We start from the raw sequence: 17,100 nt of genomic DNA, 5'->3' as shown, positions 1-17,100 counted from the left end.
AGTGGTCATATGGTCGGTTTTATCGGAGGCATTCTGATGGCGGCCGCGGGCATCTTGGTCAAATGCTTTCCCCCGAAGTCGTTAAACAGCGTGTACGGCTATCGGACGAGGCGCTCCATGTCCAACGGAAGACAATGGAAAGAAGGGAATCACTTCAGCGCGAGCCTGATGATCATATTCGGTCTTTTTGCGGCCGCGGCGGGGGTTGCAAGTGATAGATTCATTTCAATCAATCAGCCCTTCAGTCTGATCCTTCAGATCACTTATTTGGCCGCAGCTTGTGCACTGACCATGGCAATGACAGAAAGAAGACTGAAAAACATGGGAGGAGAGCGGAATGAATGACATCACTTTTCAATTTATAGAAACGAACGGCATTACGCTTCACGTTGCTTCTTCCGGCCCGAAAGACGGCCCTTTGGCTGTGCTTTTGCACGGGTTTCCGGAATTTTGGTACGGCTGGAAGAACCAAATCAAACCGCTTGCGGATGCCGGATATCATGTGGTTGTGCCCGACCAGCGCGGCTACAATCTCAGTGACAAGCCGGCGGGCATCGGACACTATGTGATTGATACGTTAAGAGATGACATCATCGGTCTGATCACGCATTTTACTAATGAAAAAGCCATTGTCATCGGACATGATTGGGGAGGAGCCGTCGCTTGGCATTTGGCATCCACCCGACCGCAATACGTTGAAAAACTGATTACAGTCAATATTCCGCATCCGGCGGTCATGAGGAAGGTCACTCCTTTCTATCCGCCGCAATGGAAAAAAAGCTCCTACATAGCTTTCTTCCAGCTTTCTGAAAAACCCGAACGAAGATTATCAGAAGACAATTACCGCGTATTGGATCACGCCATCGGCTTATCCGAGCGCCCGTCGCTCTTTTCTTGTGAGGATGTTCATCACTACAAAGAAGCATGGGCCAGAAAAGGCGCGCTCACGGCCATGCTTAACTGGTACAGAGCGATCAGAATCGGCGGCCTTGGCCCGGCCGTGCCGATTGCAATGCCCATCCCGTACCGGTTAATCTGGGGCGTGAATGACCGCGCCTTAAGCAAAAAACTCGCCAAAGAAACAAAAAGACAGATTCCAAACGGCGAATTAATTTTTATCGATGATGCCTCTCATTGGGTAAATCATGAAAAATCTGACATCGTCAACCGCCTGATTCATGAATACCTGCAAGGATAGAGTCTGTATGCCGTACAGACTTTTTCTTTTTTTTCTCATATATACAGGAAAAGATGACAAAATAAAAATATATAACCATGAAGTGAAAAATTTATCATGCCCTGTAACAAAATAAAGGTTTAAACGACTTTAAAAAAAGGAATAGCCTTACTGAAGTTTTGCGGACAATTCCTTTAAGGCCATATTAAAAAGAATAATACAAAGAAGGTGCCTTCATGAAACAAGGGTTAATCTCAATTATTATTCCGTCTTACAATGAAGGAAACAATGTCAAACTCATTCATGAATCATTAAAGAAAGAGTTTCAAACGATTCATTATGACTATGAAATTTTCTACATCAACGACGGTAGCGCGGATGACACACTTCAGCAAATAAAAGAACTGGCCGCAAGAAACCATCGAGTCAAATACATATCCTTTTCCCGCAACTTCGGGAAAGAAGCTGCTATTTTGGCAGGCTTCGAACATGTGCAGGGCGAAGCGGTTATCGTGATGGATGCGGATCTGCAGCATCCGACGTATCTGCTGAAAGACTTCATTCAAGGCTATGAAGAAGGATACGACCAAGTTATCGCCCAGCGCAATCGAAAAGGGGACAGCCCCGTCCGTTCTGTGCTTTCCTCACTTTATTATAAATTTATCAACAAAGCGGTTGAGGTTGATTTGCGTGACGGGGTCGGAGATTTCCGCCTCCTGAGCCGGCAGGCCGTAGACGCCCTCCTGAAGCTGAGTGAAGGGAACCGTTTTTCGAAAGGGCTGTTTTGCTGGATCGGATTTGATCAGAAAATCGTTTTTTATGAAAATGTTGAGAGGCAAAACGGCACGTCCAAATGGTCGTTCAGCAATCTGTTCAACTACGGAATGGACGGCGTCGTCTCCTTTAATAACAAACCGCTGAGAATCTGTTTTTTTACCGGCATTCTGATTTTGCTGTTGTCGATTGTGTACATTGTGGCCACCTTTATTCACATTCTTACAAATGGTGTGTCTGTTCCGGGGTATTTTACGATTATTTCCGCTGTGCTGTTTTTGGGAGGCATCCAGCTTTTGAGCCTTGGCATTATCGGGGAATATATCGGACGGATTTATTATGAAACAAAAAAACGCCCGCACTATTTAATTAAAGAAGCGAATATCACATACGGAGATCAAAATGAAACGAATTATACAAAAAAGCGCAAGTGGAACCATTGATGCAGCTCCGCTCTGTGCCAAGGCTGGAGAGGTTTTATGAAAAAAGCGAATATGATCATGTTTGCGGCCAGTGTGCTCATCGCGGTGCTTGCCCATGTTTTCTTTTTAAAAGAGTGGACGGACGGGCGCTACATGACGGGCTCGGGAGACGGAATTGCCCAAATGGCCGTGTTCAAAAAACTGCTGTTTGAACAATACATGCATGGCCGGCTGTTTTACAGCTATTCGTTCGGACTGGGCGGGGGAGTGTACAGCCAGCTCGGCTATTATTTTTCTACTTCTTTTCTTTTTCTTTTTATCTCTGCCGTTGTCCGCATGTTACAGCTTATTCATTTGACGGGGCAGGCTGACGTGCTGTTTTGGGCTCAGGCATCCGTCTTTATCAGCATAGCCAAGCTCAGTTTTATTATCTTCACAGCGGCATGTGTCTTCCGTTATCTCGTCAAAAAGCAGGTGCCTGCGTTTATCGGCGCCGTTTTGTACGGCGTTTCGATTATCTTCTTCCGGCACGAAGTTTATTGGGACTTTTTCACAGACAGCATGCTGTGGCTTCCGATGCTCGTTTACGGTGCAGAAAAAATTATCAGGGAGCGAAAGCCCGCGTGGTTTATATTTGCCTGCGCGCTGACCTTAATCAACAATTTTTACTTTGCGTATATTAACCTGATTTTTATCGGCATCTACATTTTATTCAGATGGATGATCCGCCTTGAGGAAGCGGAGACGGGCAAGCTTGCCCAATGCAGAATATTTATTTTGTCCGGCTTGCTCGGCTTCGGCATAAGCGCGGTGTCCTTTATTCCTGTCGTGTACGGTTATCTGAATAATCTGCGCCCTAAGTATGCACAGCATATCGATTGGGTCGATTTTTCCGATAATATTTTATTCTCAAGCCGGATTATCATACTGCCGGCCATTTTTTTGCTTTTCTTATTTACATTCTCTTTATACAAGTATCGTTTGTTCCGTCTGTTTGCAGGGATCAGCCTGCTTTATATTCTGTTTCATTTCAGTCCGTTTGCAGCAAGCGTCTTTAATGGATTTTCAGCTCCGCAAAACAGGTTTGAATACGTCCTGTGCTTTACGGTCGCTGGAGCGGCTGCGGCCGGGCTTTCCAAGCTTTCTGAGGTAAGATTAAAGGATATACTGGTTTCGGCCGTGTTTGTCATTCTGCTTTATTGGAATAATGTGAGGCGTCACAGCCTGGATATTACCGAGCCGGCCAATTTATCTATTATTCTGCTTCTGGCGCTGACCATTGCGGCGCTTTTAGCCGCAAAGACTGCGCTGAAACGGGCGATGCCGGCCGTTTACGCCATCGTTATCCTGACGGCTGTGCTTACGGCAAATACATATGAAAAGTACGCTTTGTCAGAAGGCGGAAAGCTGTATACGGTGTCAAACGCATTTCTGACAGGTGCTGACTATAAAGGCAGTGAGCAATCGGGACTCATTCAGCGCCTGCAAAAAAAAGACCCTGACCCTTACGCGCGCGTGGATTGGATGAACGGCGTTTTCAATAACACGCCGATCATATACGGATTCAACGGGTTCAGTGTATACTCCAGCATTTTAAACCGCAATCTGCTGTCTTTTTATTGGAATGACCTCCAAATTGACATGGGCAGAGAAAGCGTCAGCCGCTATGCGACATTAGGGAACAGGTCGAATTTATACAGCCTGCTTTACGGGAAATATTATATGACGGAAAAAACAAACGAAGCCAACGTCCCGTACGGCTTTACAAAAGTTATGGAGTCCCCCCGCTACGCGGTTTATCAAAATCAATATACGCTTCCGTTTGTCCGGACAGCCGATCATGTGTATAAGGAGCGTGATCTGGAGAAAGCGCCTCCGCTTGCACGAGAACAGGCGATGCTTGACGGAATCATAACCGAATCTGGAGGAGAAAAAATGAATCAAGCCCCTGCGGTAAAGAATTTGATTCACAATTCAAGCGTGACAGCCGAGGATGCGGATTATCATAACGGCATACTGACGGTAAACGGGGAAGGCGGCGGTCTGAACATCACCCCGCACGCGCCATCAAAATCCGCCGGAGATTACTATGTCAGCTTTTATTTGAAAAACAAGGCGAAAGACCAAGGCTTCACATTAAAGGTGAACGACTACACCACAACGAGAAAATCAAATAAATCCATTTACAAAACAGGTGTCAACGACCTCACCATCAGAGTGCCGAAAACAAAAACAATTAATATCCGGCTGCCGAAAGGAACGTATCAGCTTGACAGCCTGGCGCTGTACGAAGAAAATTACCAGACGCTCAAAAGCGCTTACAAAAAAGCGGGAAAAGAAAAACAGGCTGACATCAGCTGGCGCGGAAATAAACTGCATATTTCGTATCAAAATACGGCAGGCGCGCCGTATATCATGCTTCCCGTTCCGTATGAAAAAGGGTGGGAGCTAACGATTAACGGCAAACAAGGGCAGGTTGAAAAAGCGGATTATGCCTTTATCGGATTTAAGGCGCAAAAAGGGAAAAACGACATTGAACTAACCTATTATCCGCCTTATTTCAAACCGTCATCAGCCGTTTCTGTCATCAGCCTCGTTCTTGCTGTCATATATGCGAGACGGCAAAAAAAGCCCGGCTCTTAAACAGAGCCGAGCTTTAATTTTTTCTGGAGTTTTTCCTCGCTGAAGATCCAGCCCGTGTAAGAGGAGAGAAGTTCTAAATCATGGCTGAGATGCACGATGGCGACAAAAGGATAGTGGCCTTTGCTGCGGTAGCGCAAATCGATGAAACGCACCTCATAATGATCTTTAAAGGTATCAATCTCCCACCTGTACACAGGAGAAAAAGAAAGAAAGGCTGCGATGTTTTCATCCTGCTTCGCGGCTTTCATCACATCCGTTTCCGGAACGGGGACACGGTTGAATGTATCTAAAATCACTACATGGCCATCAAGGCTTCTGCCGACATAAAAGGCGTGCGCCGTCGTCACCGCAATCCGCCACTGCCTGAACTTCATCGTCGGCGAAATAATGATGGTTTCAATATCTTCTTCAATCATCTCGCGCAGCCTTCGTTTAATCCGCAGCTGCATCAAAAGCCTGATGACGTAATATCCGGCAAGAATGATATACAGAATCAAAAACGTAATGCCCGGGTATCCGCCTATATACCACACGGCAATCGCAGCCAAATGGCTGATAAAAATAAACGGATCAAAGGTATTAATTAAACCGAGCGCCACCCATTTTTTCGAAAAAGGACGGATGGCCTGCGTTCCGTAAGCGTTGAAAATATCGACAAACACATGCAATACGACAGCCAGGAGCGTCCACAGCCACAAATGCAATAAGTTTGCCTCCGGGTAAAATAAGAACAAAATGCCCGGAATCAGAAGCGACCAAACCAAAACAGCGGGAATAGAGTGCGTGAAGCCTCGGTGATTTCGTATATAAACGGCATTATTTTTCAGCTTTAACACAGTATCAATATCAGGTGCCTGAGAGCCCGCAAGCGCGGCGATCATGACTGCCTGAGACATGGGGGTATGCATGCCGACGGCAGGATCAAGAGTAGCGAGTCCGCCAAGCGCGATGCCCATGACAACGTGAGTGCCAGTATCCATTGGTGACCTCCTTGCAGGTGGAAAAATCAGTGAGCCTGCATATTTCGCATTATAAGATATTCCCCATTTTCTGTTTGCCCAATCATAGCGTGTGTATCAGCCGTTTTCATATGTTTCCGCTTTTTCTTTATCTCTATTTAATGTAACATATTATCGTGATGTGCCCTTAGTGTACACCAAAAAACAGTTTTAAGAAAAGCGGGACGCGAACATCTGAGGAGAAGATATGAACGCACTTGAAGAAAAAATGAAACAAAAAGACATAGACAAATTTCGTGAGGACTTAATTGCATGGTTCGAAAGAGAACAGAGAATTCTGCCGTGGAGAGAAAACCAGGATCCGTATCGGGTATGGGTGTCAGAGGTCATGCTGCAGCAAACGCGCGTAGAAACGGTCATTCCTTATTTTCAGCGGTTTGTTGAGCAATTTCCGACCGTTCGGGCTCTCGCCGAAGCCGATGAAGAAAAAGTGCTCAAAGCGTGGGAGGGACTGGGCTATTATTCCCGTGTCAGAAATCTGCAAACCGCTGTAAAAGAAGTCAACGAGCAATACGGGGGAGTCGTTCCCGCTGAAGAAAAGGAATTTGGCGGTCTGAAGGGAGTCGGCCCTTATACAAAAGGAGCCGTGCTCAGCATCGCATACAATAAGCCACTCCCCGCCGTAGACGGCAATGTGATGCGTGTCATGTCAAGAATCCTTTCCATTTGGGACGATATCGCCAAACCTAAAACAAGAACGATTTTTGAGCAGGCTGTGAAGGCATTTATTTCACATGAAAAACCATCTGAATTTAATCAGGGCCTGATGGAGCTTGGAGCCATCATTTGCACACCGAAATCGCCGTCCTGCCTTTTGTGTCCCGTGCAGCATCATTGCTCGGCATTTTCAGAAGGGACAGAGCGGGAGCTGCCAGTCAAAAGCAAAAAGAAAAAGCCGGGAATCAAAACGATGGCAGCCGTTGTCCTGACAGACGAACAAGGTAAGATCTTTATCCATAAACGGCCGTCAAAAGGACTGCTCGCCAACCTGTGGGAATTCCCGAACACAGAAACCCAAAAAGGAATCAAAACGGAAAGGGAGCAGCTTGCAGCCTTTCTGGAAAAAGAGATGGGCGTAAAAGCAGAAATCGGCGAACTGGAAGGCATCGTTGAACATGTTTTCACTCATCTTGTATGGAATATTTCTGTCTTTTTCGGTAAAGTAAAACAAGTGTCGGATCCAACAGAATTAAAACAAGTCACAAAAGAAGAACTCGAGGAATACGCGTTCCCCGTTTCCCATCAAAAGATTTGGAAAATGGCGGACAGCGTTCAATCATAGGTGACGCGCGTGCCGTGGGCGTAATCTGCTTCATTCCGTTTCAGCCCGCCGCGCGCTTCGATTTCCTGAACCAGTTCCCGATATTTGGACTGGCCTTCCTCGTTTAAATACGGCATAATTTGCTGGAAGGCCTGATGGAAATAAGCAAGTTCCGAGTCCTTCCAATCTTTTTTTGACATCATGGCCAATTCGCCTATATCACGTCCGACATACATAAAAGAAGACCCCTTTCGACAGTTATTGCTTTTATTGTTTGTTGAATGCAAAGAACTATACGCAGCAAGGAGCTGAGGAAAAAATGGAACAAAATAAATGCGCACTTATCACGGGAAGCAGCCGCGGAGTCGGAAAAGCCGCCGCGCTCAGACTGGCGGAAAAAGGATACAACATCGTCATCAATTATGCCCGGAGCAAAAAAGCGGCATTAGAAACTGCCGAAGAAATCGAAAAGCTCGGCGTGAAAACGCTGGTGATTAAAGCAAACGTCGGACAGCCGGCAAAAATTAAAGACATGTTCCGCCAGATCGACGAAGCCTTCGGCAGACTCGACGTGTTCATCAATAACGCGGCTTCAGGCGTGCTGAGACCTGTTATGGAGCTTGAAGAAACACATTGGGACTGGACGATGAATATTAACGCAAAAGCATTGCTTTTCTGCGCGCAAGAAGCGGCAAAGCTGATGGAAAAAACCGGAGGCGGCCACATCGTCAGCATCAGCTCGTTAGGCAGCATCCGCTATCTTGAAAACTACACAACAGTGGGGGTTTCAAAAGCGGCGTTAGAATCATTAACCCGCTATTTGGCGGTAGAGCTTTCTCCGAGAAATATCATTGTGAATGCCGTTTCCGGCGGAGCGATTGACACAGATGCGCTGAAGCATTTCCCGAACAGAGACGAACTGTTAGAAGATGCCCGCCAAAATACACCTGCCGGCAGAATGGTCGAAATTAAAGATATGATCGATACAGTTGAATTTTTAGTTTCCTCAAAAGCGGACATGATCCGCGGACAGACCATCATTATTGACGGCGGCCGTTCCCTGCTCGTGTAATTTTTAAAAAAAGATGAATAGCCGGATTGCCTCCTGCGCATTCTAATGGGCGTGGAGGTGATAACAATGGCAAACTTAAACAACAGCAAAACAGACGTTCAGCAAGTGAAAAAACAAAACCAACAATCAGCTTCCAGTCAGGGTCAATTCGGCACTGAATTCGGCAGTGAAACTGATGTACAGCAGGTTAAAAAGCAAAACCAATCAGCTGAACAAAACAAACAACAAAACAGCTAATCACTGAAACAGAAAAGCACTTCATCTTCGGGTGGAAGTGCTTTTTTCTTTTATGAAAACGACAAAACTTGTGAATCCTCTACAGAATGAGTCAAAGGGATTTCTTCCTGAAAATCGAAATGGTATGTAGTATCAACTCAAAAGCTCAAGGAGGAACCCGATGTCAGAGTTTGAAAAGCTTGTAAGTGAACAGATGAAGATCATGGATCAGCTTCTCGAGCTGCAGTCAGAACTTGACCGCTGCAGGCAAGTCGAAGCGGAACTCATCAGTTTGGAAAGAGATGCAAAACTGGACAATGTTCAGGACGAAATCGCAACCAAGCGAAAAGATCTGGCTGGCATACAGGAGTTGTTCCAGAGGCAGACAGAGCAGGTCATCCAATCCTATCGCAGCACAGAAAAGACGTCTTCCTTTGTGCAAAGATGAATGTGCCATTCCGGAAGCGGGATGGTTCTTTTATTTTCATTTTTTTATTCGTAACGGTATAATAGTGAAAAGACTTGTCGGAAAGCAATTGCGGCTGCAAATGACTGCAGGGCTTTACAGAAAGTAGGGGAGAAATATGGGATATCCCAAGGAAGGAGAAACCATTCAAATTCACAGCTATAAGCATAACGGGCTGCTTCATCGAATTTGGAACGAAACGACGATTTTAAAAAGTACGGAAATGTGCATTATCGGAGCAAACGACCGGACAATGGTAACGGAATCTGACGGCCGGACATGGGTGACGAGAGAGCCTGCGATTTGCTACTTTCATGCGAGGCAGTGGTTTAACGTCATCGGGATGCTGAGAGATGACGGGGTTCACTATTATTGCAACATCAGCTCACCGTTCGCCTGCGACGAAGAGGCCATTAAATATATTGATTACGATCTGGATGTCAAAGTGTTTCCGGATATGACGTACAACATTCTTGACGAAGATGAGTATGATGATCACCGCAAAACAATGAATTATCCTAAGGAAATCGACAGCATTTTGAAAGAATATTTAAATACGCTGCTTCATTGGATTCATCAGCGGAAAGGGCCGTTTGCTCCGGAATTTGTTGATATGTGGTATGAACGGTATCTGCGCTATACAAAATAAAGAATACGAAAAAAACCTGTTGGCGGGTCAACAGGTTTTTCACATGGGCTCACACGCCTTAAAGAGAGAGGGGGATAAAGTGTGGGCGTAATCAGACGCTATATGCAATTTGTAAAACCTTATAAAAAACAAATCGTTATCACAGTATTGATCGGAATCATAAAATTCTCCATCCCGCTTGCGCTTCCGCTGCTGTTAAAGTATGTGGTCGATGACATTATTCAAGGCGGCGGCACGGCAAGCGCTAAAACATCGTCCTTGTTCACCATTATGGGAATTATGCTCGTGCTGTTTTTAGTCCTGCGTCCTCCGGTAGAGTATTATCGGCAATATTTTGCGCAATGGACGGGCAGCCGGGTGCTCTATGACATCAGAGCGGCATTGTTTGACCATATTCAAAAGCTGAGCCTGCGGTTTTATGCCAATACAAGAACGGGCGAAATCATTTCCCGGGTGATAAACGATGTCGAGCAGACTAAAGATTTTGTCATTACGGGGCTGATGAACATCTGGCTCGATATGATGACCGTTTTGATTGTCATCTGCATCATGCTGACTCTCGATATAAAGCTGACGCTGATATCCGTTATTTTATTCCCTTTATACGGCATTTCAGTTAAGTATTTTTACGGCCGTTTGCGAAAGCTCACAAGAGAGCGGTCACAGGCTCTTGCTCAAGTTCAGGGCCACCTGCACGAGCGGGTTCAGGGGATGCCGGTCATACGAAGCTTTGCGATCGAAGATTATGAGCAAGCAAACTTTGATGAAAAGAACGGGCATTTTCTGAACAAAGCGATCCGTCATACGAATTGGAACGCAAAAACGTTTGCGGTTGTGAATACCATTACGGATTTGGCGCCCCTTATTGTCATCGCCTTTGCCGGCTATTTTGTCATCAACGGGCCGCTGACAGTCGGAACAATGGTTGCCTTCGTCGGGTATATCGACAGAATGTACAATCCGGTCAGAAGATTGATTAACTCTTCAACTACCTTGACCCAGTCGATCGCTTCCATGGACCGCGTGTTTGAATTTATCGATGAACCGTATGAGCTGACCGATAAACCCGATGCGGTAAAAGCGGACGGAATCAAGGGCGAAGTCGAATTTCAGCACGTTTCGTTCAGCTATGAAAAAGGAAATGAAAACATATTGCGGGACGTATCCTTGCAAGTGAAAAAAGGAGAAACAGTAGCGCTCGTCGGCATGAGCGGCGGCGGGAAATCGACGCTCGTCAGCCTCATTCCGCGGTTTTACGACGTATCAAGCGGCAGCTTGCTGATTGACGGCATTGATATTCGCGACTATGAAGCGAGAAGCCTCCGCAATCAAGTGGGGATGGTGCTTCAAGACACATTCCTATTCAGCGAAACCATTCGGGAAAATATAGCGATCGGCCAGCCGGAAGCATCTATGGATGAAGTGATAGCGGCGGCGAAAGCGGCAAATGCCCACGAATTTATCATGGGGTTTCCGGAAGGCTATGAGACGCGGGTCGGCGAACGGGGCGTTAAATTGTCAGGCGGACAGAAACAGCGCATCTCCATCGCACGGGTATTCTTGAAAAATCCGCCGCTGTTGATTCTTGATGAAGCTACATCGGCGCTCGACCTTGAAAGTGAACACTACATTCAGGAAGCGATGGACAAGCTTGCGAAAAACCGGACGACATTTATCGTTGCCCACAGGCTGTCCACCATTACACATGCAGATAAAATTGTGGTCATGGAAAACGGCGCCATCATTGAAACCGGCACACACGGGGAATTGATGGGGCAGGACAGCCAATACAGACACTTATTTACCATTCAAAACTTAAATTGACCCCCAAATCTTATATCGCCGCTCGGCGGTATAAGATTTTTTTATACAAAAAAACCCGGTTTTTCTGACACCGGGTTACTCATCTTCTGTTTCTAATTCACTGTCTTTCGGATGGTACGTTTGAAAACTTGTGATCAATGTATCCAAATGCTCCAGCTGTTCGCGGTATTCCGCCGCAGCCGCCATAATGCTGAGCATATTGTAATCGAGCAGTTCATCCTCACAGTTCTGCTGGTTTTTTAAGAAAGATTTCGTCAGCAGCTGTTTATATCGTATGCCTTCTTCTTCTGAATCATCATGCGGTTTGATCTTGCCGACCGTCCGCATCAAAATCCGTTCGTGCCAGTGAAGCAGATAATCGATTTCCTCTGTAAGCGTCGTCTGAAATTCCTCAGGCATATGATAAATTTCGTTCTCGTAGCGATGCAGTTTTTTCAGCATATCAAGCGCCCGATTCGCCGTAATAATCGCCTGCCTGAATAAAACAAGCTTTCGTGACTTCACATAGGTCGTTTTCTTAAAGTAGCTTCTTTCTTCTTTGTAAAGAAGGTACGTCTGATCAAGCTTCATCATTTTTTCCTTCAGCTTTTCGATATCCTCTTTCAAAATCGAATGCTCTGTCGACTGCCGCATGGTCAGCCTGATCCACTTCATGATCTCATCCGTATTTTCTACGGTATGATGAGTGAGCTTCGTTTCGTATTTCGGCGGAAGAAACACAAGATTCACGATAAAGGAAGAGAGCACCCCTAAAATAACGGTGCTTGTTCGTATTAAAGCGAAGGTCAGAAAGCTGTTTCCGGGTGTTTCCAAGATCGCGATGACTGTAACGAGTGCGATCGAAATGGTATGTTCGATTTTCAGTTTTAACATAATCGTAATGACAATCACCGCGGTCAATCCGATCATAATCGGGCTGGGGCCGAAAATCAGCCCGAACACCGTAGCGATGATAGCGCCGATGATATTTGCCTGTACTTGATCAATAATGATAAGAAAAGACCTGTAAATAGAGGGCTGTATGGCAAATATGGCTGCAATCCCTGCAAAGATCGGCGAAGGCAATCCGATCCATGATGCTAAATAGAGAGCAAGCGTAATCGCAATCCCTGTTTTAAAAATGCGGGCACCAAGTTTCATTGGTTTGTGCGTGCATTCCTTTCTCTAATAAATTATGTGCCGAACGAACGGCTGACACTTACATTTCCCTGTCAGTTAATTTGCTAAACAATAAAGTAATATACAGGGATCATACCAATTATTCAAGGCCTTTTTTTGAAAAAACCATTATCTCACAAATCGGACAAAAAGAAAAAGCGGAAGCCCCGGGCTCCCGCTTGTTTCAACAGTTATTTTTTCATATGTCTGAATGCATCTTCGACCGCTTTTAAAGTGGCGTCGATATCTTCTTCAGTGTGTGCGGTTGTAATAAACCAGGCTTCATACTTCGATGGTGCAAGATTGATGCCGCGCTCCAGCATGAGCTTGAAGAACTTTGCAAATGCTTCTCCATCCGTATTTTCCGCCTGCTCGTAATTGACTACCTTTTCATCGGTAAAGTAAACCGTAAGCGCGCCTTTTAAACGGTTGACGGTGATTGTAATGCCGTGTGCCGCGGCGTGCGCGAGAATGCCTTTTTCAAGCTTGGCGCCAAGCTTGTCAAGCTGCTCATATACGCCTTTTTCCTTCAGCACTTCAAGACAGGCAATCCCTGACAAAATGGATGCGGGGTTTCCGGCCATCGTTCCGGCCTGATATGCCGGGCCGAGCGGAGCAACCTGCTCCATAATTTCTTTTTTGCCGCCGTAAGCACCGATCGGCAATCCGCCTCCGATAATTTTTCCGAGGGCTGTTAAATCAGGCTTAACCTGCAAGAGATCCTGCGCGCCCCCATACATAAAACGAAACGCCGTGATGACTTCATCATAAATGACAAGCGCGCCCGCTTCATGGGTTAACTCATTCACTTTTTCTAAAAAGCCCTCTTTAGGTTCAACGATGCCGAAATTGCCGACAATCGGTTCGACGAGCACAGCCGCAATTTCTGAACCCCATTTATCCAATGCTGCCTGATAGCTTTCAATGTCATTGAAAGGAACGGTAATGACCTCATTGGCAATGCTTTTCGGTACACCGGCGGAATCCGGCGTTCCGAGAGTAGACGGACCTGAACCCGCAGCCACCAGCACCAAATCAGAATGGCCGTGATAGCAGCCAGCGAATTTGATGATTTTCGTCCGCCCGGTATAAGCGCGCGCAACCCGGATCGTTGTCATCACCGCTTCTGTTCCTGAGTTCACGAATCTTACTTTGTCGAGTGAAGGGATGGCTTCCTTCAGCATTTTGGCGAATGTTACCTCGTGTTTTGTCGGTGTGCCATACAGGACGCCGTTTTCAGCGGCTTTCTTGATCGCTTCCGTAATATGCGGGTGCGCGTGGCCTGTAATGATAGGACCGTATGCCGCCAAATAATCAATATACTGATTTCCGTCGACATCCCAAAAATAAGCGCCTTTTGCCTTCTCCATCGCAACGGGTGAACCGCCGCCTACTGCTTTATAAGATCTGGACGGGCTGTTCACCCCTCCGACGATATGTTTTAACGCTTCGTTATGAAGTTCAGCTGATTTTGTATACAAAAATGACCCTCCTAATATCTCCTTACGTCATTTCCTATTGTAGCATGCTTCAATACAAGCACAACGGTTCAAATCCGTAAAAAAGGCCAATCTAAATCCGAGGGGATAACGGTTGTAATCTTGCCGTGAATTGGATACGCTTAATAAAAAACCCGGAGGTACAAGAAATGGCTATTGAAATCGGACAAACGGCACCGGATATGAAATTGCAAAACGACAGCGGAGAAGAGGTCTCATTGACTGATTTTAAAGGAAAGTACGTTGTTCTATATTTTTACCCGAAAGACATGACGCCGGGATGCACGACTGAAGCGTGCGATTTCCGCGATCAGCACGAAAGCTTCGCGGGGCTTGACGCAGTTATTATCGGGGTAAGTCCTGACAGCCGGGACAAGCATGAAAAATTCAAAGAGAAGCATGATCTTCCTTTTCAGCTTCTTGTAGATGATGAGCACAAACTGGCGGAAGCTTTCGACGTGTGGAAACTGAAGAAGAATTTCGGGAAAGAATACATGGGAATTGAACGGTCCTCTTTCTTATTAGATAAAGAAGGCCGTCTTGTGAAGGAATGGAGAAAGGTAAAAGTAAAAGACCATGTCGCAGAGGCTCTTCGCGAATTGGAGCAAATTGCGGCAAAATAATGGACAAACGTTTGAAATCCCGGGCTTTCCTTCAGATTACATTTGACAGGGAACCGGTAAAAGATGTACACTAATTATAAACATTATAAAGTAAGAATCTTTTTTAGAAGAGAGGTGCATGACGGATGGCTGCACATGAATTAAAAGAAGCCTTAGACACGTTGAAGGATACGGGAGTCCGAATTACTCCTCAACGTCATGCGATTCTGGAATATCTCGTGGATTCTATGGCTCATCCGACAGCGGACGATATATATAAAGCTTTGGAAGGGAAATTCCCTAATATGAGTGTTGCGACAGTTTATAACAATTTGCGTGTATTCCGGGAAGCGGGACTTGTAAAGGAGCTGACGTACGGTGATGCGTCCAGCAGATTTGACTTTGTCACCTCAGACCATTATCACGCCATTTGTGAAAATTGCGGAAAAATCGTGGACTTTCATTATCCGGGGCTTGACGAAGTGGAACAGCTTGCGGCCCACGTAACAGGCTTTAAGGTAAGCCACCACCGATTGGAGATTTACGGTGTCTGCCAAGAGTGTTCCAAAAAAGAAAACCATTAAACGAAGCTGACCGCTTTGATACGGTCAGCTTTGTTTATTTCACGCTGTTTTTTCTGTTATATGCCTCATCAAATGCTTTGCCTTCCAATCCTTTATCCAATGTGAGAGGCTCTCTGCAATGCATACACATATCGACCCTGCCCAGAATTTTTGTTTCTTTTTCACAAGCGGGGCATATCACCCGTACCGCTTTCGTCGACAGCATGCCGATCCAAAAATAAACGGCGGTGCTGAGGCCGATGGATAACAGGCCAAGAATCATAAACAAGCTGGCAAGTAAAACAGACTGCTTAAAGAACAATCCGATGTACATAATGATAAACCCAACGAAAACCAAACTTAACGCAAACGTTCTGATTTTATTAATTTTGCTGGAGTATTTCGCCATGTCCATCCCCCTCTGCTTTAACTATAGCATAAAGTGAATGGCATATTCTTCATGTTTTCATAAGAAAAGGGAAGAATATATATGGAAGCCGGAAGGAAAATTGTTTATAATAGTGCAATGTATTTAGAAAAAGGACTTTCATGTTTTATCATAGAAATGTAGAAACAAAAGCTAGTGAAACAATCGCATTGGAGGAATCGTAATGGACAATCTTCTCCGTCCAATTTACCAAGAAAGAGCAAGTCATCCCGATACGCTGGCCGTCCTTATGATTGAGAGAAGGAGCAAAGCATCATCCATCACAGATAACTTTGATGCGGTCATGCTCGTCATTGTCAAACAGGCTGAAGAGCCGCTTTTTATAAAACATTATGAATTGGAACACAAAACAGCCTCTTTACATATTGTAACGGAAGCCTTGCTGCAGGAATGGATTTTGCTCGGCACGAATAGAAGAATCATAGATTGGATCATAAACGGAAAGGTGCTGTTTGACCGTAACGAATATATTGCGGAGCTGATTGACCGGCTTAATACATTTCCATTTGCCGAACGCAAATTAAAAATCGGAATGGAATACGGCAAGCTGATCAGAAGATATGTGGAAGGAAAAGCTTTCTTTGAAGCCAATCACTTTCTTGATGCATACTATGCGGTTGTTCACGCGCTGCACCATTTGGCCCGCATAGAAGTGATTGACAGAGGTTTTTATCCTGAAACCACAGTGTGGAATCAGGTCCGTCATATCGAGCCGCAAGTATACAAGTTATATTCTGAACTTGTAGAGAGCCGTGAAAGTTTGGAGAAAAGACTCGAATTATTATTCTTGGCAAATGATTTTCTGATTCATTCGAAAGCAGAGATCGGTTCGGCCCATCTCTATCAAGTAATGAAAGAAAAAGAAATGTGGCAGTTTGGAGAACTGCTTCAGCATCCCGATCTTCTTCCTTTCACCCAAGACCTCGGTGTCATGCTCGATTACCTGACAGAAAAGGGCTTGATTGAAGTTTGTCAAATAGAGACCAAAGGGCAAGAGGTTTATCATCGTGGATATTCTTTTAAAAAAGATGTTGACGCTGAATCATAACCATGTTATATTATTAAACGTCGCTGATGCGCTTTAACAAAAAGCACACGGCGGCGGAGAAATAAAATGAAAAAAACGTTTGACACTAGGTTGTCAAAATGTTATACTGAGAAAGTCGCCTCAAGACGAGGTGAAAATGATCTTTGAAAACTAAACAAGACAAAACATACCTGTTAATTCAAAGTTTTAAATAAATCGCACAGTGATGTGCGTAGTCAGTCAAACTACTTTATCGGAGAGTTTGATCCTGGCTCAGGAC

Annotated in this window: 17 protein-coding genes and 1 pseudogene; 13 read left to right on the top strand and 5 right to left on the bottom strand. The window is 45.3% G+C overall.

All coding sequences use genetic code 11. The features are described from left to right. The first annotated feature begins 9 nt into the window (after positions 1-9). From KY305_RS16550 to KY305_RS16535, 4 genes are all read left to right on the top strand, one after another. On the top strand, positions 10-345 hold the full coding sequence (locus KY305_RS16550; protein WP_223063474.1) for an SdpI family protein: 336 nt from the start codon (positions 10-12) through the stop codon (positions 343-345). Beyond that, the gene (locus tag KY305_RS16545) at positions 338-1,198 is read left to right on the top strand and encodes an alpha/beta fold hydrolase (RefSeq protein WP_223063473.1); all 861 of its coding nucleotides are present in this window, start codon (positions 338-340) and stop codon (positions 1,196-1,198) included. The genes KY305_RS16550 and KY305_RS16545 overlap by 8 nt, the downstream gene beginning before the upstream one ends. 215 nt (positions 1,199-1,413) lie before the next feature. Beyond that, positions 1,414-2,394 carry a glycosyltransferase family 2 protein gene (locus KY305_RS16540; RefSeq protein WP_061527269.1) on the top strand — a complete coding sequence of 327 codons (981 nt, stop codon included), beginning with the start codon at positions 1,414-1,416 and terminating at the stop codon, positions 2,392-2,394. A gap of 36 nt (positions 2,395-2,430) precedes the next feature. Then, positions 2,431-5,016 (top strand): YfhO family protein, encoded by a 2,586-nt coding sequence (locus KY305_RS16535; protein WP_223063472.1) that lies wholly within the window; start codon positions 2,431-2,433, stop codon positions 5,014-5,016. Here KY305_RS16535 and KY305_RS16530 read toward each other — a convergent pair. Next, positions 5,013-5,996: a metal-dependent hydrolase gene (locus KY305_RS16530; RefSeq protein ID WP_223063471.1), complete on the bottom strand. Its 984-nt coding sequence runs from the start codon at positions 5,994-5,996 to the stop codon at positions 5,013-5,015. The two genes, KY305_RS16535 and KY305_RS16530, sit on opposite strands and share 4 nt — an antisense overlap. A gap of 226 nt (positions 5,997-6,222) precedes the next feature. Between KY305_RS16530 and mutY the strand changes: the two genes are divergently transcribed. After that, positions 6,223-7,317, top strand: a complete 1,095-nt coding sequence (gene mutY / locus KY305_RS16525) for an A/G-specific adenine glycosylase (protein WP_223063470.1) — start codon at positions 6,223-6,225, stop codon at positions 7,315-7,317. Here mutY and KY305_RS16520 read toward each other — a convergent pair. Continuing rightward, on the bottom strand, positions 7,308-7,532 hold the full coding sequence (locus KY305_RS16520) for a hypothetical protein (protein ID WP_214800359.1): 225 nt from the start codon (positions 7,530-7,532) through the stop codon (positions 7,308-7,310). The genes mutY and KY305_RS16520 overlap by 10 nt on opposite strands. A gap of 83 nt (positions 7,533-7,615) precedes the next feature. Here KY305_RS16520 and fabL point away from each other — a divergent pair, with 83 nt between their 5' ends. The 5 genes and pseudogenes from fabL (at position 7,616) to KY305_RS16495 (ending at position 11,523) form a co-directional block, all read left to right on the top strand. Beyond that, entirely contained in the window at positions 7,616-8,368 is a 753-nt protein-coding gene (fabL, locus tag KY305_RS16515) for an enoyl-[acyl-carrier-protein] reductase FabL (protein WP_223063469.1), read from the top strand. An 84-nt stretch (positions 8,369-8,452) separates the two neighbouring features. Next, positions 8,453-8,605: pseudogene (locus KY305_RS16510) on the top strand (gamma-type small acid-soluble spore protein); the annotation flags it as partial. A gap of 160 nt (positions 8,606-8,765) precedes the next feature. Then, a complete protein-coding gene (locus KY305_RS16505) occupies positions 8,766-9,032 on the top strand; it encodes a YgaB family protein (protein WP_223063468.1) in 267 nt (88 codons plus the stop codon). A gap of 136 nt (positions 9,033-9,168) precedes the next feature. Further along, positions 9,169-9,699 (top strand): nucleoside tri-diphosphate phosphatase, encoded by a 531-nt coding sequence (gene ntdP / locus KY305_RS16500; protein WP_214800355.1) that lies wholly within the window; start codon positions 9,169-9,171, stop codon positions 9,697-9,699. An 81-nt stretch (positions 9,700-9,780) separates the two neighbouring features. After that, a complete protein-coding gene (locus KY305_RS16495) occupies positions 9,781-11,523 on the top strand; it encodes an ABC transporter ATP-binding protein (RefSeq protein WP_223063467.1) in 1,743 nt (580 codons plus the stop codon). Between the two features lie 75 nt (positions 11,524-11,598). Here the strand turns inward: KY305_RS16495 and KY305_RS16490 are convergent, their stop codons facing one another. Both KY305_RS16490 and KY305_RS16485 read right to left on the bottom strand, forming a co-directional pair. Further along, entirely contained in the window at positions 11,599-12,663 is a 1,065-nt protein-coding gene (locus KY305_RS16490; RefSeq protein ID WP_223063466.1) for an aromatic acid exporter family protein, read from the bottom strand. A gap of 209 nt (positions 12,664-12,872) precedes the next feature. Further along, positions 12,873-14,162, bottom strand: coding sequence for a glutamate-1-semialdehyde 2,1-aminomutase (locus KY305_RS16485; protein WP_223063465.1), 1,290 nt, complete (start codon positions 14,160-14,162; stop codon positions 12,873-12,875). A gap of 167 nt (positions 14,163-14,329) precedes the next feature. Between KY305_RS16485 and bcp the strand changes: the two genes are divergently transcribed. Both bcp and perR read left to right on the top strand, forming a co-directional pair. Then, a complete protein-coding gene (gene bcp, locus KY305_RS16480; protein WP_223063464.1) occupies positions 14,330-14,803 on the top strand; it encodes a thioredoxin-dependent thiol peroxidase in 474 nt (157 codons plus the stop codon). A 125-nt stretch (positions 14,804-14,928) separates the two neighbouring features. Beyond that, entirely contained in the window at positions 14,929-15,366 is a 438-nt protein-coding gene (perR, locus tag KY305_RS16475) for a peroxide-responsive transcriptional repressor PerR (protein ID WP_013351502.1), read from the top strand. A 34-nt stretch (positions 15,367-15,400) separates the two neighbouring features. On the opposite strand, the gene KY305_RS16470 is transcribed toward perR, so the two are convergent. Further along, positions 15,401-15,754 carry a YgzB family protein gene (locus tag KY305_RS16470; protein ID WP_061520375.1) on the bottom strand — a complete coding sequence of 118 codons (354 nt, stop codon included), beginning with the start codon at positions 15,752-15,754 and terminating at the stop codon, positions 15,401-15,403. A gap of 202 nt (positions 15,755-15,956) precedes the next feature. Between KY305_RS16470 and KY305_RS16465 the strand changes: the two genes are divergently transcribed. Then, positions 15,957-16,841, top strand: a complete 885-nt coding sequence (locus tag KY305_RS16465) for a nucleotidyltransferase-like protein (protein ID WP_223063463.1) — start codon at positions 15,957-15,959, stop codon at positions 16,839-16,841. Positions 16,842-17,100 lie beyond the last annotated feature (259 nt).

Source organism: Bacillus sp. YC2 (genome assembly GCF_019891195.1).
Taxonomy (GTDB): domain Bacteria; phylum Bacillota; class Bacilli; order Bacillales; family Bacillaceae; genus Bacillus.
The sequence above is the reverse complement of the archived record's forward strand: the minus strand, read 5'-3'. Positions and strand labels throughout refer to the sequence as shown.

Bases quoted from the DNA above. Each gene is read 5' to 3' on its own strand.
- KY305_RS16490 (WP_223063466.1), bottom strand. From the start codon at position 12,663: ATGAAACTTGGTGCCCGCATTTTTAAAACAGGGATTGCGATTACGCTT.
- KY305_RS16550 (WP_223063474.1), top strand. From the start codon at position 10: ATGGTCGGTTTTATCGGAGGCATTCTGATGGCGGCCGCGGGCATCTTG.
- fabL (WP_223063469.1), top strand. From the start codon at position 7,616: ATGGAACAAAATAAATGCGCACTTATCACGGGAAGCAGCCGCGGAGTC.
- KY305_RS16470 (WP_061520375.1), bottom strand. From the start codon at position 15,754: ATGGCGAAATACTCCAGCAAAATTAATAAAATCAGAACGTTTGCGTTA.
- ntdP (WP_214800355.1), top strand. From the start codon at position 9,169: ATGGGATATCCCAAGGAAGGAGAAACCATTCAAATTCACAGCTATAAG.
- KY305_RS16540 (WP_061527269.1), top strand. From the start codon at position 1,414: ATGAAACAAGGGTTAATCTCAATTATTATTCCGTCTTACAATGAAGGA.
- KY305_RS16530 (WP_223063471.1), bottom strand. From the start codon at position 5,996: ATGGATACTGGCACTCACGTTGTCATGGGCATCGCGCTTGGCGGACTC.
- bcp (WP_223063464.1), top strand. From the start codon at position 14,330: ATGGCTATTGAAATCGGACAAACGGCACCGGATATGAAATTGCAAAAC.
- KY305_RS16465 (WP_223063463.1), top strand. From the start codon at position 15,957: ATGGACAATCTTCTCCGTCCAATTTACCAAGAAAGAGCAAGTCATCCC.
- KY305_RS16535 (WP_223063472.1), top strand. From the start codon at position 2,431: ATGAAAAAAGCGAATATGATCATGTTTGCGGCCAGTGTGCTCATCGCG.
- mutY (WP_223063470.1), top strand. From the start codon at position 6,223: ATGAACGCACTTGAAGAAAAAATGAAACAAAAAGACATAGACAAATTT.
- KY305_RS16545 (WP_223063473.1), top strand. From the start codon at position 338: ATGAATGACATCACTTTTCAATTTATAGAAACGAACGGCATTACGCTT.
- KY305_RS16520 (WP_214800359.1), bottom strand. From the start codon at position 7,532: ATGTATGTCGGACGTGATATAGGCGAATTGGCCATGATGTCAAAAAAA.
- perR (WP_013351502.1), top strand. From the start codon at position 14,929: ATGGCTGCACATGAATTAAAAGAAGCCTTAGACACGTTGAAGGATACG.
- KY305_RS16505 (WP_223063468.1), top strand. From the start codon at position 8,766: ATGTCAGAGTTTGAAAAGCTTGTAAGTGAACAGATGAAGATCATGGAT.